This window comes from Variovorax sp. AC194, from assembly GCF_979257995.1.
On record NZ_OZ409823.1, the window covers coordinates 2357698 to 2372715 of the forward strand.

The following is a 15018-nucleotide window of genomic DNA, read 5'->3' on the forward strand; positions in this document are numbered from 1 at the left end:
GTGAATCGGGCGATGCCCGGTTTGATCTTCGCGAATCTCCCTGCGCGACGCGCACATGATCATCAGCCCGCCCTTTCTGCCTGATCGTGCCGGCCAATCCGAAGATGCGTGGCTCGACACGGCCATGGCACAACCCGCCTCTCGCCTCGCGAGCACCAACGCGCCAGAAGGCTCGTTCCCGCTGAGTCTCAAACTGGCTTGGCACAACGGCATCCACATCCAGGCACCCATTGCCGGCGGGGCGTATTTGCCAGTGCGCGCTGTCGCCGATGGCAAGGTCGTTTTTGTTCATGCTCCCACTGCGCAGAACGCCGAGCTGGACCATCCGCTCAACTACAACCCGTTCCATGGAGAAACGCCGTCGGCCGCATGGACCAGCGACGGGTTCCTCGTCATCGAACACAGGACGGAGATCGGTGCCGCGGGGGCGGTTGTGACGGAAGTCGTCTATTACAGCGTCTACATGCATCTGAGCAGCATTGCCGCTTGCCCCAGAACAGGCCTTGAGTGGTCAGTTGGCAAAGCCGTTTATCGGAAAGAGGAGCTCGGTGCGCCGGGGCAGATCTATGGCCATGACGGGCAAATCCATTTCGAGATTTGCTGCAACAAGGCGAACCTCGCGCTGCTGACCCTACGCGGACCCGACTGGGTCGATCCATTGGCTTTGCCGCCACCCACCGCCGATGGCCGCACCGACAGCGTCTTCGGCAGCCTCTACGTCTACCTGCCCGCCGGCACGCCAACGAGCACCAGTCAGCCGACCCATCATTTGCGGGCAAGCGGCCACGTGGGTCGCGCGGCAAGCGCTGCCTCGGACCACTTCCCGCCGAATACGCTGCATACGCCTTTGTGGGTGCAGATCACCTATGAGAACGGAGGCGCGACCCTGGCAAGCTACGACGCGCACGGCACCGCCATCGGCGTGCCCAGGAACGACAGCCGGGACGACTACATTCACCGCGCCAATGCCCCTGCGGCCGCTGGCCACAGCTTCGAGTACGACCTGTACGCCGCTGCCAATGACCGTCACGACGCGTTGGACGCCGCCGCCCAGGCCGTGAGCAGTCCCAGCGGCTGGTATGAACTGCTGCGTTTCGCGCGCAATCTGGGCGGCGACCCGCTCCCTTCCAACGCAGCCCACTGGCGCAAGGTCGTCACGACCTCGGGGGAGGTCTGGGCGGACCTCAATGCGCAAGGCACGTTCAAGTTCAGCGATGCCGACTTCCTGCCCGTCATGGGGTGGAACTGCTTCGACGACGATCCCGCGCCGGCCGATCAGCGGTGTGATTCGCTGCATATGAAGACGCTGATCCGGGACCCCGACCCTGCCAATGCACGACGCATGGAGTCCGTTCAACTGGCACGCCGGCTGGGAGAAGTCGATGTGAGAAGAAAACTGCGACGCGCCATTTGCCGGTTTCCGAGCGAATGGGACCAGACAAGCCTGCAGGCGCGCTACGGCTGGCTGGAGACAGGGGACTTCAAACCCACGGACGACGACGCCACAGGCGCGCAGAAGTGGGGCCGCTTCGTGAAACACGCCAACGCGATCAGTTTCCTGGACTTGCCCACGGAGATCGTGAAGGCCGATTGGCGCTTCCACCCGAGGGAGTTCGTCGGGCACATGAGGAAATGCGAATGGCTGGGGCAAGATGAATTGGCGCAACTGGTTGTCCGGAGAACCAGGGCGCAACCGCATATTCCGATAAATTGGGCCCAGGCAAAATCCAGAATTTCTGCCCATTACCCTCAATTAAGCAAGGCATTGCGCAAATACAGGATATGCACCCCCGCTCGTTGGGCTCATTTCTTCGGGCAATGCATTCAAGAGACGGACTACCTGCGGACCATGGAGGAGTATGGCGGCCTTTCATTGGACTATGCACCCTATTTCGGCAGGGGATTCACGCAGTTGACCTGGGCAAAAAATTATATTGCTTACGGAAAATTCAGATCCTATGCACCGCCGATTCCTTTTACCGCGGCGAATTTTCCCAATTGGCACGCCCGATACCGGAACAATTGGTATGACGGGCGACCCTCGGCAGCACAGATTCAACGAAATGGCCGAAGCACATACGTTCTCGATGGAAAGCCGATCCCTTCCTGGAATGTGGAGGCGGTATCAACAGACAGCAGCTTGGCATCGGACTCCGGAGGTTTCTTCTGGGTGTGGAAAGCGCTGGCAAATTCTTCCACCGGCCACCTTGCAGGAGAGTCCTGCATTCTCAGATTGGCAGACCGAGGATTTGCACAAGCCGATGTGGATGAAATAACCTACAACGTCAATGGCGGCTGGAATGGGCGCGACATTCGCCGCATCACCGGGCCTTATGCATGGGCGGTGTTGAATGATGTTCCCATGCCTGCGGGCTTTGAACGCCAGGTGCCCTGAGATGAAATTCAAGAAAAAATCATTAGCAGTACTTGTTCTTCTCCTGAGCGGATTTTTCGCGCTCGCACGGGCCACGGAGAAGAGTACCGACACATCGTTCAAGGCATCGGGCGATAAATCTCTTGTCGGAGCGTTGACAGGAGAGGGAAAACTCTCAATTTCGCGTTTTCGAGATGGTGGATTGAAAGAGATCATTTCACTGCAAGGCGTCGCTCGATACGCCATGAGTGCCAACGGTAATTACCTCGCGGTCGTGGGCAAGGTAAATGAAAAAATCACATTGTCGATTTATGAAACCAGAACGCGAGAATTGAGATTTCAACAATATATTGACGATCTTCCCGAGGAAGTCTGGCTCGGCAACGAGGGGAATGTGATCGGTATTTATGCCGGTGAAAAATTCACTGCGTACACCCTCGGCGCAGGCGGAATGAGGAAGGTCTACTCAAAGTCTTCTGTCGACTTTCTGGCTTCGGCCAGTGGGAATTTTCTTCTGTTTAAAACAGAAGAAGGGTATCTGCAGATTGTTCGATCGGGCAATTGGGGGGATGTCGCATTGAGTTCGAATCTCGTGCAGACGGCAGTCGAAGAATGGCTCGCAATCAATAGACCGGGTGCGAAAAATCCAGGCGAAGGGCCGCTCATATTTCCCAGAAAAATCGGCCGCATGAGTTTCGATGACCGACTGATAACGATTTTCCTGGGAGAAAACGATCAGACTTTCATCAACATTTGCGCATCGACGGGCCGAATAGTTTCGACTGCAGCCTATGACGTTCGAGTCAACGTCTATCCAGATGTCGACGAGTCGGGGCGCTATTTTGGAGTTCTGCTTACTCCCAATTCAGATGATTCGAAATTTCAAAGACCTTCGACGTATTTTGGTATTCGTTTGCACGAAATTTACGGAGGCGAATCTATAGGGAAAATTCCACTGAAACAAAAGGATGTGACTGAGTACCACCGGGTCGGCACTTCGCATTTCAGTCCGACAGTCCAATGGTTCTCTTTTCTGAAGGCTGGAAAGACAACGAAAATTTCGGGCGCGATGTTGGCAGGATCGACTATGAGCGTCTGGAGAAAAGATCTAGGAAGAATGTATATTTCCAAAGAAGAAATTCAATCCCGATGCCCTTCTATTTGAATTCAGCGCTGCAAAAAATCAGGAAATTTCTGGTGACGATGCTATTGGTGAATTTGCAGATTCTCTCGGGAGCTAGAGCCGCAACGACTCGACCCAGCAGCAGGCTTTGAAGACGCCGGCTGTAACTGGGCGAATTGAACGGTGGGCGCCGCCCGTCGCAGCCTGAGCGGAGCCGACCGCCTCTTTATCAGCGCACCGGCGGATTCACGATCACCGGCGGCACCGGTGCCGTTGGCATCGTCGGCGGCACCGGATTGAACGGCTGCACCGGCACCGGCGGCACCACCGGGATGCTGGGCGGTGTCACCGTCGTCGAAGGCGCGAAAGAACGGTCCGGTGGCGTGGGCGAAGGCACGGCTGGCGCGCTGCCATTGCTCGCCAGCGTCGCGTTGATCGCGTCCATGTCCGCCGTCGTGAGTGTGCCGTTGGCCTGGCGCAGTTTCAGGTTCCCGAGCAGCACGTTGTAGCGCGCTTGCGCGAGGTCGCGCTTGGTCTGGAACAACTGGCTCTGCGAGTTGAGCACGTCGATGTTGATGCGCACGCCCACCTGGTAGCCGAGCTTGTTGGCATCGAGCGCGCTCTGGCTGGAGGATTCGGCCGCTTCCAGGGCCTTGACCTGGCCCGCGCCCGACACGAGGCCCAGGTACGCCGCGCGCGTGGCCTGCGCCACGCTGCGGCGGGTGCCGTCGAGCACGCTGCGCGACTGGTCTTCGAGCGCCAGGGTTTCCTTGATGCGGTTTTCGGTCGCAAAGCCGGCGAAGAGCGGCAGGTTGAACGTGACGCCGACGGTGGCCGCGTTGATGCGCGTGCCCACGGTGCTGGTGCTGGTGCCGGTCGGGTTGCGCGTGACGTTGTAGCCCAGGTTGGCGTCCAGCGTGGGCTTGTGGCCGGCCTGCGCTTTCTGCACTTCGAGCCCGGCGACGTCCAGGCCCAGGCGCGCCTGCTGGATCGCGGGGTGCACCTCGTCGGCCTGCGCGACCCATGCGTTGATGTCCGCGGGCTGGGCGGTGGGCAGCACGACCGGCACGGCCAGCGGCACGGGCACGCTGCCGGGGCGGCCGACGAGCTGGTCGAGCACGATCTTCTTGACCTGCAGGTCGTTCTCGGCGGCGATTTCCTGCGCGATCACCAGGTCGTAGCGGGCCTGGGCTTCGCGCGAGTCGGTGATGGTGGAGGTGCCGACCTCGAAGTTGCGCTTGGCCGAGGCGAGCTGCTCGGCCACGGCGACCTTCTGCGCGCGCACGAGCGCCAGGCTGTCCTGGCTCGCGAGCACGTCGAAATACGCCTGGCTCACGCGCACGATCAGGTCCTGCTCGGCCGTGGTGAACACCGCCAGCGCGATCTCCGCCTGGCGCTTGCCCTGTTCGTAGGTGGCCCAGTTGGCCGGGCGGTAGAGCGGCTGCGTGGCGTTGATGCCGACGTTCTGCGTGTTGAAGTTGCGCGAGGCGCTGGCGCCGCGGTTGTCGCCCGTGAGGGTGTCGATATCGAGGTTGCTGCGGTTCACGCCGGCCGTGAGACCGACGGCCGGCAGGATGCCGGCCTTGGCCTGCGCGGCGCGCGCGACGTTCGCGTCGTACTGCGCCCGCGCGCCCTGGTACGTGGCGTCGTAGCCGCGGGCGGAGTCATAGAGTTCGTTCAGTGTCTGGCCTTGGGCCGGCAGCGCCAGCAGGGTCGCGATAACGCTGGCGAGTGCTGCGGAAAGTGGCAGAAGCCGGGGCCGTGGAGGCATTGAACGTCCTTGAGGAAGAGAAAGTCTTTTTGCGCGCTCAAGCAGCGTCGTACGCTCGCGTCGAGCGAAGCGGTGCCAATTCCAGGAACACCACGGAACCGGCTTTGCCGGGCCGTCGGTGTTGCCCCCTGCAAGGGGGAAGGAGAAGCGACACGAAGTGCGCGGAGCCTGGGGGTGTCATTCAATACCGCGGGACCGAAGGGTCGTGCGAGGACCAGGCGTCGATGCCACCCGCCACGTTGGCGAGCTGGTCAAAGCCGTTCTGGTTCAGAAACGCGGCCACGCGCTGGCTGCGCGCGCCGTGATGGCAGAGGCATGCAATGCGTTGGCCCTCGCCCAGTTCGGCGAGGCGGCCCGGGATCTCGTTCATCGGGATCGCCACCAGCGTGAAGCCCGCGGGCGCGACACTCGCCGTCTGCAGCTCCCACGGTTCGCGCACGTCGAGCAGCACGGGGGCGGCATCGGCGTCTTGCGCAAACCAGGCGGCGAGGTCGGCGGGGCGGACTTGGTCGATCATGGGTGCGGCCCGCTCAGAACGAGAAGCGCGAAGGCTCGGGGAAATTCAAAAGGCGCGGTGCCACGGTGTCCCAGGGCTGGACCGTGTCCCACTTGCTTTCGCTCGAGCGGGTGACGAAGTGGGCGCGCATCATCGGCTCCTCGCCCACGATGGCGGCCAGGCGGCCGCCGACCTTCAGCGATCCCAGCAGGTTCTGCGGAATGCGGGCGACCGAGCCGCTCAGCACGATCACGTCGAAGCTCGGGCCGCTGGCCAGGGGCACGGCGCCGTCGGCGTGGCGCACTTCGACGTTGCTCACGCCGTTCTGGCGCAGCGTCTCGGCGGCGCGGGCGGCCAGCACGGGGTTGATTTCGAGCGACAGCACCTGGGCGGCGCGGGCGCCGAGCAAGGCGGCCATGAAGCCGGAGCCGGTGCCGATTTCGAGCACGGACTCATGTTTCTGCACCTTCAGGTCGTGCAGCGTGCGGGCCTCGACCTTGGGCGAGAGCATGAATTCGCCGGGCACCGAGCCGTCGAGCAGCGGCAGCTCCATGTCGAAGAAGGAGAGCGTGCGGTGGGCCTCCGGCACGTAGTCTTCGCGGTGGATGGTGGCCAGGAGGTCCAGGATGTCCAGGTCCAGCACATCCCAGGGGCGGATCTGCTGTTCGATCATGTTGAAGCGCAAGCGCTCGAGGGTGGGGGTGGGGTTCATGGCGTGGCTTTCCTTGTGGGCTCAGGACAAACCTTCAATTTTAGGTGGCCCGGATGACGCCAGCGGCCCGCTCGGCCATACAAAAGTCTTCTTCATGCCTTGTCCCCGGGGCGCACGCTGAGCCCGTAGAGCACGGTTTCGGCCTGGGTGGCGAGGAATTTCTCGGGGTCCAGGGCGCTTTCCCCGTCGACGCAGACCATGGCCGAGTGCTTCCAGAGCATCAGGAAGACCATGGGCGCGATCACCGAATAGATCGCATGCTCGATGTCGACGGGCGCGAATTCGCCGCGGTCGATGCCGCGCTGCAGGATGCGCCGCAGCAGGTCGTGGCCGGGGCGCACCACCTGCTGGCGGTAGAACTCCGCCAGCTCGGGAAAATTGCCGCCTTCGCTCATCATGAGCTTGGTCAGGCCCGAGGCCTTGGTCATGCCCACGCGCTCCCACCACACGTTCATGCAGTAGCGCAGCATCTCGGCGGTGGTGCCCTCGAAGGCCTCGAATTCGGCGTTCCACTCAGTGAAACGGCCGCCCAGGCTTTCCATGATCACGGCCTTGAAGAGCTCTTCCTTGCTCGGAAAATAGAGAAAGAGAGTGCCCTTGGAGACCCCGGCGCGCGCCGCCACTTCCTCCGAGCGGGTGGCGGCAAAGCCTTTTTCGACGAACAGGTCGAGCGCCGCCGCCAGCAATTCGCCGGGGCGCGCTTCCTTGCGGCGTTCTCGCTTGGAGCGCACCGGGCAGAATTTGTCGACAAGGGAACGGGGAGTGGGCATGTGGGTTAATGACTCGCGGGTTAGTAATGTAGTGACCGGCATCCGTCACGTCAAGCCGCGACAATATCGGGTTCGCCGATTCCCAACCTGCCGGAGCAGTGCCCATGACTTCCTCACCGTCGCCCACCGAAACCATCGTGATTGGCGGAGGCTGCTTCTGGTGCACCGAAGCGGTCTTCGACCGCGTGCAGGGCGTGCTGGACGTGGAGTCGGGTTATTGCAACGGCCAGGTGGTCAACCCGACCTACGAGCAGGTCTGCACCGGCCGCACCGGCCATGCCGAGGTCGTGAAGCTCCAATTCGACCCCGCCCAGATCAGCCTGCGCGAAATCCTGGAGATCTTCTTCGTCGTGCACGACCCGACAACGCTCAACCGCCAGGGCAACGACGTCGGCACGCAATACCGCAGCGGCATCTACTACACGAACGCCGCGCAAAAGCAGGTGGCCGAGGACGTCATCCGCGAAATCGAGGCCAGCAAGACCTACAGCGCGCCCGTCGTGACCGAGGTGGCGCCGCTGGCCAACTACTCGACCGCCGAGGCGTACCACCAGGACTATTTCCTGAACAACCCGAACCAGGGCTACTGCGCGTTCGTCGTCGGCCCGAAGGTCGAGAAGTTCCAGAAGACCTTCGCCTCCCGCGTCAAAGCCTGATCGAAGCCTGATCCTCTCCGTTTCCGTGCACCTCGCCGCCCGCCCATCCCCACAGTTCTCGACCCGCGCGATCCTCGTCGTGCTGGCGATCGCGTTGTGGTTCGCGGGCACGCTGGGCGTGATGCACCGGTCGCTGCACGTGCCCGGCCTCGCGTCTGCTTCCTCGGCGGCGGCGACGGTCCAGGCCAACAAGGGTGACCATGTGCACGCGGGCCATGGCGTCGTCAGCCTCTTCGGCGACCACACCGACGCCGAGTGCCGGCTGTACGACCAGCTCTCGCACGGATCGAGCGTCCCCGGCGTGCCGCTGGTGGTGCTGCCGGTGCTGCTGCCCTCGGCCACGTTTGCTTATCTGCAGGGCGAAGCCATCGCCCGCTGGGTTGCGCTGTTCGACGCGCGCGGCCCGCCTTCCACTCGCTGAATCCCCCCGTGTTCCGGTCGCTGCGCCCGCCTTGTGCGGGTGTCGGCGTGCCGTCCATTGATTCAACGAGTGTTCACCATGATTCCCAATTTCCGTCGCAACGCCATCGGCGTCGCCGTTCTTTCGCTCGCCTTCGCCGGCGCGTCCCATGCCCAGACCCAGGAAGCCGCCCAGGCGCAGGCCCAGGCCGCCGATGCCCCCGGCCTCGCCGCCATCACCGTCACGGGCAATCCGCTCGGCACCAATGACCTGATCGCGCCGACCGTCACGCTCTCGGGCGAAAAACTCCTGCTGCGTTCCGACTCGACGCTCGGCGAAACGCTCAACAACCTGCCCGGCGTGAGCAGCAGCTACTTCGGCCCCAACGCGAGCCGACCGATCATCCGCGGGCAGGACGGCGACCGCATCCGCATCCTGCAGAACGGCGGCGGCGCGCCCGACGCCTCGGCGCTGAGCTACGACCACGCGGTGCCGGTCGACGCGCTGGTCACCGACCGCATCGAAGTGCTGCGCGGCCCCTCGGCGCTGCAGTACGGCGGCAGCGCCGTGGGCGGCGTGGTCAATGTGATCGACAACCGCATCCCCACCGAGCCCATCAACGGCTTCGGCGGCCGCGCCGACCTGGGTTTTTCCACCGGCAACAAGGAGAAGAACGGCGGCGTGGTGCTCGAGGGCGGCAACGACCGCTTCGCGCTGCACGTGGACGCGTTCAACCGCGACTCGAAAGATGTCTCGGTGCCCATCGACCTGGATTGCAGCAAGCCCGGCTCGCCCTGGCGCGCCCGCAAGATCTGCAACTCGGCCAACGAGGCGAACGGCGGCGCGGTCGGCGGCACGCTCTTCTTCGACCAGGGCTGGATCGGCGCCTCGGCCAGCACCTACCGCAGCAACTACGGCACCGTGGCCGAGGACGACGTGACCATCCGCATGAAGTCCGACCGCTACGCGCTCGAAGGCGAATGGCGCCCGGGCGGCATCATCAGCAGCATCCACGCGAAGCTGAGCCACACCAACTATCGTCACACCGAGTTCGAAGGCCCCGAGGCGGGCACCACGTTCTCGAACATGAGCAACGACCTGCGCATCGAGGCGCGCCACCAGAAGATCGGCAACTTCGAAGGCCTCGTGGGCTTCAGCAGCGAGACCAACCGCTTCGCCGCCGACGGTGAAGAAGCCTTCGCGCCGCACAGCCGCACGCGCTCGAACGCACTCTTCCTCTATGAAGAGTACGGCGCCTCATGGGGCAAGCTGAGCTTCGGCGCGCGCACCGAGAAGGTCCGCATCCGATCGCTGGGCTATCCGGACGATCCGACGGTCACCCGCTTCGCCGTCGGCGAGCGCACCTTCAATCCGCACAGCGCGGCGTTCGGCGCGCTCTTCAACCTCACGCCGCAGTGGCAGCTGACCTCCAACCTCGCCTACACCGAGCGCGCTCCCAAGGACTACGAACTGCTCGCCAACGGCCCGCACGTGGCCACGGCCGCATGGGAGCTCGGCGACCCCAACCTGCAGAAGGAAAAGTCGACGGGCCTGGACCTCGGCGCGCAGTGGAAGTCGGGCCCCAACACGGCCCGCGTGAACGCCTACGTCACGCGCTTCAGCAACTACATCGGCCTCACCGCCTCGGGCCGCACGCTCGACGAAGAGGGCCAGGTGGTGACCGACCCGGCCGCCACCGACACGCTGGCCGAATACGTCTACAGCGGCGTGCGCGCGCGCTTCACCGGCCTCGAGGCGAGCGGCAACCTGCGCCTCCTGGGCACCGACGGCTTCGCGCCGATGACCGATGCCTCGACGCTCGATCTCGAATGGCGCGGCGACGTGGTGCGCGCGAAGAACCTGGACACCGGCGAGCCGCTGCCGCGCATCGCGCCGTTCCGCACCGGTGCCACGCTGGTCTACGGCAACGGCCCGTGGAGCGCGCGCCTGGGCTTCGACTACAACGCGGCGCAGCGCCATGTGCCGAGCGTCGGCGCGCGCGAGACCGATGCCTACACGCTGTGGAACGCCGCGATCTCCTACCGCATGAAGGTGCAGCGCGCGAACCTCACCTGGTATGCGCGCATCGACAACATCGGCAACAAGCTGGCCTACAGCCCGACGTCGATCCTGACGACGACGGTGTATCCGAACGCGCCGTTGCCGGGGCGGTCGCTGAAGGTCGGGTTGCGCGTGACGTTCTGATCCACCGGTGCGGTCGTCGGCCGGCCGCACCTCGGCAGCGTGCCTCAGTGCGCAGGGCATCGGGTGCTCCCCGCAGCGAAATCAAGGAGGAGGGCGAAGCCCGGGGGACATTCGCGGAGGGGAGTACCCGGTGGCCTGTGCACGCACCCTGAACGGCTATCCTCGCCGCGTGAATTCCTTCGTCATCTCCTCGCTGCTCCCCGTCGTCATCCTCATCGCGGCGGGTTATCTCGCCGGCAGGCGCCGCTGGATCGGCGGCAATGCGGTCAAGGACCTGTCGAACCTCATCTTCCTCTTGCTCGCGCCCGCGCTGCTGTTCCGCGCGATGAGCACGGTGCATGTGCAGGAGCTCAGCCTGACGCCCGTCGCGGCGTACTTCATCGCCTCGGGCCTGCTGTTCGCGGGCACGCTCGCATTGCGCGGGTTCAACCGCACGGCCGCGGTGATCGCGCTGGCCAACACCTACAGCAACACCGTGATGATCGGCATCGCGCTCGTGGATCTCGCCTATGGCGAGGCGGGCATGGTGGTGCTGCTGACGCTCATCTCGCTGCACTCGCTGGTGCTCATGACCAGCGCCACGCTCGTGCTGGAGCTGGCCGTCGCGCGCGAGCATGCGGTGGTCAGCGGCGAAGAGAAACGCTCGATGGCGCGCACCGTGCTGCGGGCGCTGCGCAACGCCATCGTCCATCCGGTGCCGCTGCCGATCATCGCGGGCCTGTTGTTCGCGCAGACCGGCCTCGCGATGCCCGAGGTGATCGACAAGCCCATCCAGCTGCTCGGCCAGGCCTTCGGCCCGGTGGCGCTCGTCATGGTGGGCATCACGCTCGCGCTCACGCCCATCGGGCGGCATTGGCGCGGCGCGCTGGTGCAGGCGCTGGTGAAGAACCTGCTGCATCCGCTGCTGGTCGCGGGCATCGGCTGGCTGCTCGGCGTGCGCGGCATCCCGCTCACCGTGATGGTGGTGGCCGCGGCGCTGCCGATCGGCGCCAACGTGTTCCTGTTCTCGCAGCGCTACCGCACGGCCGAAGACCTCGTGACGGCCAGCGTGGCCGTGTCCACCGTGCTCGCGCTGGGCACCCTCACGCTCGTGATGGTCTGGGTGCAGTGGCTCCCCTGAGTCCTTCGGTTCTCCCCGCGCACACGAGCCGCACGGGCCTGGAGCCGGGGAACGAGCGGCCCTCGATGCAGCGCGCGAACGGATGATCAGGGCGCTAGCCGTTCACGCACCCAGTCAGCGCCTTCGAGCCGATAACGCAGCCGGTCGTGCAGCCGGCTCTTGCGGCCCTGCCAGAACTCCCAACGGTCCGGCACCAGCCGGTAGCCGCCCCAATGCGGCGGGCGCGGCGGCGAGAGCAGGTGCCTGGCGGCGGCCACGGCCGCGTTCTTCACCAGCACGTCGCGGCCGCTGATCACTTCGCTCTGCGGACTGGCCCAGGCGCCGATGCGCGAGTCGAGCGGGCGGCTCGCGAAGTAGGCGTCGCTCTCGTCGGCGCCGGCCTTCTCCACGCGGCCCTCGATGCGCACCACGCGCTCGAGCTCGACCCAGTGGAACTGCAGCGACGCATACGGATTGCCCGAGAGCTCGCGGCCCTTGCGGCTCTCGTAGTTGGTGTACCAAACGAGGCCGCGCGCGTCGTAGCCCTTGATCAGCACGATGCGGCTGGAGGGCCGGAGGTCGCTGCCCACGGTGCACAGCGTCATCGCATTGGGCTCGGGCACGCGCGCGTCGATGGCCTCGGTGAGCCAGCGTTCGAACTGCTTCAGTGGGTCGCCCGCGCTGTGGGCTTCGCCGAGCTCGGCGCGCTCGTAGCTCTTGCGCAGCGCGGCGAGCGCTTCGTTGGAGAGAGGGGAAGTCATGCCGGGATTGTTGCGCACATACTCGGACCATGATGACGAAGGCGACAAAGGTGAACTCCCCCACGGTGATCGTGCTGGCCTCGGGCCGGGGCGAGCGCTTCATCGCGGCCGGCGGCTCGGGCTCCAAGCTCCGGGCGCTGCTCGCGGGCAAGCCGGTGCTCGAACGCACGCTCGATGCCGTGCGCGCGAGCGGCCTGCCGTGGCGCCTGGAAGACGCGGGTCATCCGGGCATGGGCGATTCGATCGCCGCCGCGGTGCGCGCTACGCCCGATGCCATCGGCTGGCTGATCCTGCCGGGCGACCTGCCGCTGGTGCGGCCCGAGACGTTGCAGGCGGTGGCCGGCGCGCTCAATGGGCGGGTCAATGCCGTGCAGCCGCAGTTCATGGGAGAGCGCGGCCATCCGGTCGCCTTTGCCGCCGGATGCCGCGCGCAGCTCGCGGCGCTGGAAGGGAACCAGGGCGCGGCGCCGGTGCTGCGCGCCATGCGTTCCATCGATTCGGTCGCCGACCTCGCGGTGGACGATGCCGGCATCGTGACCGACATCGACACGCCCGAGGCCCTGGCGCGCGCCGAGGCGCTGTGGCTGGAGCGCGAAGCCCGCTAGCCGGTCAGCCCTTCGGGATCACCGCGCAGGCGATGCGCGGGCCGGAATTGCCGGCCGGCTGCGTCGTGAAGTCGTCGCGGTCGCGGTGCACCACCAGCGCGCGGCCCACCACATTGTTCACGGCGCCATCGGTCAGCGAGATCGAGTGGTCGTCCACGCTGAAGCGCGCCACGCCGCCGGCATCGGCCACCAGGCTCGGCAGTTCGCCCGCATGGCTGCCCGCAGCGGCGAACTTGCCGTGCGTGCCGCCGGTCGGGTTGAAGTGGCCGCCCGAGGCGTTGCCGTTGTCGCCGCAGTCGCCCTTTTCGTGGATGTGGAAGCCGTGCTCGCTGCCCGGCACGAGGCCGCGCACTTCGCCCGAGACGCGCACGCCGTGGTCCAGCGCGGTGAGCTTGACCGTGCCGCGGGTCGGGTTGGGCGTGATCGCGGCGGTCGGCACCAGCTCGACGGCCGTGCTCGGCTTGCCGCCCATGCTGCCGCAGGCGGCGAGCATGGCGGTGGCCAGGAGGGCGGTGCCGGTGGCGAAGAGACGACGATGGTTCATGGTTTTTCCTTGGACGGTCCGGACGAAGGCCCGGATGAAGGTTGCGAAGAAGGTTGGGACGAATTGTCGGAAGACCCCGGAACATATACCGGAGCCGGGGGCGCATCGCAATCGGCGGCCGCCTCGGATGCCTCCGCTGCCTGTTTGGCCTCGGCCAGCGCCACCAGCCGCGCCAGCGCCGCATCGTGGATCGAATGCCGCCGCAGCTCCAGCAGCGTCTGCTGCGCGTAGTCGAGCGAGCTGCCGTAGCGGCCGACCGCGTTGGCGAAGATGTGGCGGTAGCGCTCGTCGCTCAGTTCGCCCGTGAAGTTGGGGCTGCGCCGCGAGAGCGTGAAGGCCAGCGCATCGACGGGCCCTTCGGCCGTGCCGCAGCGCAGCCACTTGGGGTCGTACACGCCGGTGGGCATCTCGCGCAGCCAGAGGCGGCGCAGCGTCTCCAGCCCCTCGGCCCTGGGCACGCGGAACACCATGCCGCGGCAACTGCCGCCCGAGAGCAGCCCGAACACGAGGCCCGGCGTGTGCACGCTGCCGCGGTTCACGCGGCTCCACATCTTCAGGGCCCGGTGCCAGCCGTGCACCCAGGCCGGGCGCCGCTCGGTGAAGCCGAATTCCGGCCGCCAGATCAGCGAGCCGTAGCCGAAGAGCCAGAGGTCGTCGTGCCCGCCCCAGTCGGCGATCGCGCGCTCCAGCATGGGCTGCGGGTCGCGCAGGGGCTTGGGCATGGGGTCCAGGCCGGGCGGTCCCGGATTCGGCGCGGGGTCCGACACGGGCCTGTCAGGAGCGCCGCCTACAATTTCGGAGTCATGGTTCACCGCACCATTATTTACCGACCCCTCAATTACGGAGCACGCCCACCCATGAGCGACGACGACGGCCAGCAGAATTTCATCCTCGGCTTTCTCATGGCGCTGATCGCGCTGGTGATCTTCTTCGTGGTGGGCATCGTGATCTGGCACAAGGGCCACAGCGCTTCCGGGGCCGCCGGTGCTGCCGTCGCGGCGCAGGGCAAGCCACCGGCCGTGGTGATCTCGTCGCCCCCGCCCGGCGAGGCGCCCAAGCTGGCCGAAGTGACCGAGACGGTGACGGTCACGATCCCCGACGGCGCCAGCATCCGCGTGGTCAACGGCGTGGTGAACTTCTATTTCGCGACCGGCAGCGCCGACCTCGCACCGGGCGCCGCCGAGGCGCTGGCCGCGGTCATCAAGGGCGTGGAAAGCGGCCGCAAGGTGGTGGTCTCGGGCTTTAACGACACCACCGGCGATGCCGCGATCAACGAATCGCTCGCCAAGAAGCGCGCCGAGATGGTGCGCGACGTGCTCGTGGGCCTGGGCGTGCCGGCCGCCAAGATCGACCTGCAGAAGCCCGAGGTGACGGCCGGTTCGGGCAACAACGCCGAGGCGCGCCGCGTCGAGGCCAGGCTGGTGGACTGAACTGCTGCTTCCACTCCGCAAAAAAGCCCGGTGACGCCGGGCTTTTTCATGCCCGCTGCCCTGGGGCCCATG

Annotated in this window: 15 protein-coding genes; 8 read left to right on the plus strand and 7 right to left on the minus strand. The window is 65.5% G+C overall.

The genetic code is table 11. The features are described 5' to 3' along the window. The first annotated feature begins 55 nt into the window (after nt 1-55). Together ACZYRS_RS11410 and ACZYRS_RS11415 are read left to right on the plus strand one after the other, a co-directional pair. Complete coding sequence (locus ACZYRS_RS11410; protein ID WP_463419353.1) at nt 56-2395, plus strand: M23 family metallopeptidase; 2340 nt, start codon at nt 56-58, stop codon at nt 2393-2395. Nucleotide 2396: 1 nt separating this feature from the next. Continuing rightward, nucleotides 2397-3539, plus strand: coding sequence for a hypothetical protein (locus tag ACZYRS_RS11415; RefSeq protein WP_463419354.1), 1143 nt, complete (start codon nt 2397-2399; stop codon nt 3537-3539). 187 nt (nt 3540-3726) lie between these two features. Here ACZYRS_RS11415 and ACZYRS_RS11420 read toward each other — a convergent pair whose 3' ends face one another. The 4 genes from ACZYRS_RS11420 to ACZYRS_RS11435 all read right to left on the minus strand — a co-directional run bounded on the left by ACZYRS_RS11420 (nt 3727) and on the right by ACZYRS_RS11435 (nt 7246). Beyond that, the gene (locus ACZYRS_RS11420) at nt 3727-5268 is read right to left on the minus strand and encodes a TolC family outer membrane protein (RefSeq protein ID WP_463419355.1); all 1542 of its coding nucleotides are present in this window, start codon (nt 5266-5268) and stop codon (nt 3727-3729) included. A 181-nt stretch (nt 5269-5449) separates the two neighbouring features. Beyond that, a complete protein-coding gene (locus tag ACZYRS_RS11425) occupies nt 5450-5785 on the minus strand; it encodes a rhodanese-like domain-containing protein (RefSeq protein WP_176656184.1) in 336 nt (111 codons plus the stop codon). 13 nt (nt 5786-5798) lie between these two features. Next, nucleotides 5799-6476, minus strand: a complete 678-nt coding sequence (locus tag ACZYRS_RS11430; protein WP_463419356.1) for a protein-L-isoaspartate O-methyltransferase family protein — start codon at nt 6474-6476, stop codon at nt 5799-5801. Nucleotides 6477-6568: 92 nt separating this feature from the next. After that, nucleotides 6569-7246, minus strand: a complete 678-nt coding sequence (locus tag ACZYRS_RS11435; protein ID WP_198789136.1) for a TetR/AcrR family transcriptional regulator — start codon at nt 7244-7246, stop codon at nt 6569-6571. A 104-nt stretch (nt 7247-7350) separates the two neighbouring features. Between ACZYRS_RS11435 and msrA the strand changes: the two genes are divergently transcribed. From msrA to ACZYRS_RS11455, 4 genes are all read left to right on the plus strand, one after another. After that, on the plus strand, nt 7351-7902 hold the full coding sequence (gene msrA, locus ACZYRS_RS11440) for a peptide-methionine (S)-S-oxide reductase MsrA (protein WP_463419357.1): 552 nt from the start codon (nt 7351-7353) through the stop codon (nt 7900-7902). 25 nt (nt 7903-7927) lie between these two features. Then, nucleotides 7928-8323: a hypothetical protein gene (locus ACZYRS_RS11445; protein WP_463419358.1), complete on the plus strand. Its 396-nt coding sequence runs from the start codon at nt 7928-7930 to the stop codon at nt 8321-8323. 78 nt (nt 8324-8401) lie between these two features. Further along, on the plus strand, nt 8402-10507 hold the full coding sequence (locus tag ACZYRS_RS11450; RefSeq protein WP_463419359.1) for a TonB-dependent receptor: 2106 nt from the start codon (nt 8402-8404) through the stop codon (nt 10505-10507). A gap of 169 nt (nt 10508-10676) precedes the next feature. Then, nucleotides 10677-11627: an AEC family transporter gene (locus tag ACZYRS_RS11455; RefSeq protein WP_463419360.1), complete on the plus strand. Its 951-nt coding sequence runs from the start codon at nt 10677-10679 to the stop codon at nt 11625-11627. A gap of 86 nt (nt 11628-11713) precedes the next feature. Here ACZYRS_RS11455 and pdxH read toward each other — a convergent pair whose 3' ends face one another. Beyond that, a complete protein-coding gene (pdxH, locus tag ACZYRS_RS11460; RefSeq protein WP_198789146.1) occupies nt 11714-12367 on the minus strand; it encodes a pyridoxamine 5'-phosphate oxidase in 654 nt (217 codons plus the stop codon). A gap of 29 nt (nt 12368-12396) precedes the next feature. Between pdxH and ACZYRS_RS11465 the strand changes: the two genes are divergently transcribed. Continuing rightward, the gene (locus ACZYRS_RS11465) at nt 12397-12972 is read left to right on the plus strand and encodes a nucleotidyltransferase family protein (protein ID WP_463419361.1); all 576 of its coding nucleotides are present in this window, start codon (nt 12397-12399) and stop codon (nt 12970-12972) included. A 4-nt stretch (nt 12973-12976) separates the two neighbouring features. Here ACZYRS_RS11465 and ACZYRS_RS11470 read toward each other — a convergent pair whose 3' ends face one another. Next, nucleotides 12977-13516 carry a superoxide dismutase family protein gene (locus ACZYRS_RS11470; RefSeq protein WP_463419362.1) on the minus strand — a complete coding sequence of 180 codons (540 nt, stop codon included), beginning with the start codon at nt 13514-13516 and terminating at the stop codon, nt 12977-12979. Continuing rightward, a complete protein-coding gene (locus ACZYRS_RS11475) occupies nt 13513-14238 on the minus strand; it encodes a gamma-glutamylcyclotransferase (RefSeq protein WP_463419363.1) in 726 nt (241 codons plus the stop codon). The genes ACZYRS_RS11470 and ACZYRS_RS11475 overlap by 4 nt, the downstream gene beginning before the upstream one ends. Before the next feature lie 135 nt (nt 14239-14373). On the opposite strand from ACZYRS_RS11475, the gene ACZYRS_RS11480 reads away from it, so the two are divergent. After that, complete coding sequence (locus ACZYRS_RS11480; protein ID WP_463419364.1) at nt 14374-14946, plus strand: OmpA family protein; 573 nt, start codon at nt 14374-14376, stop codon at nt 14944-14946. The last annotated feature ends 72 nt before the right edge of the window (nt 14947-15018 follow it).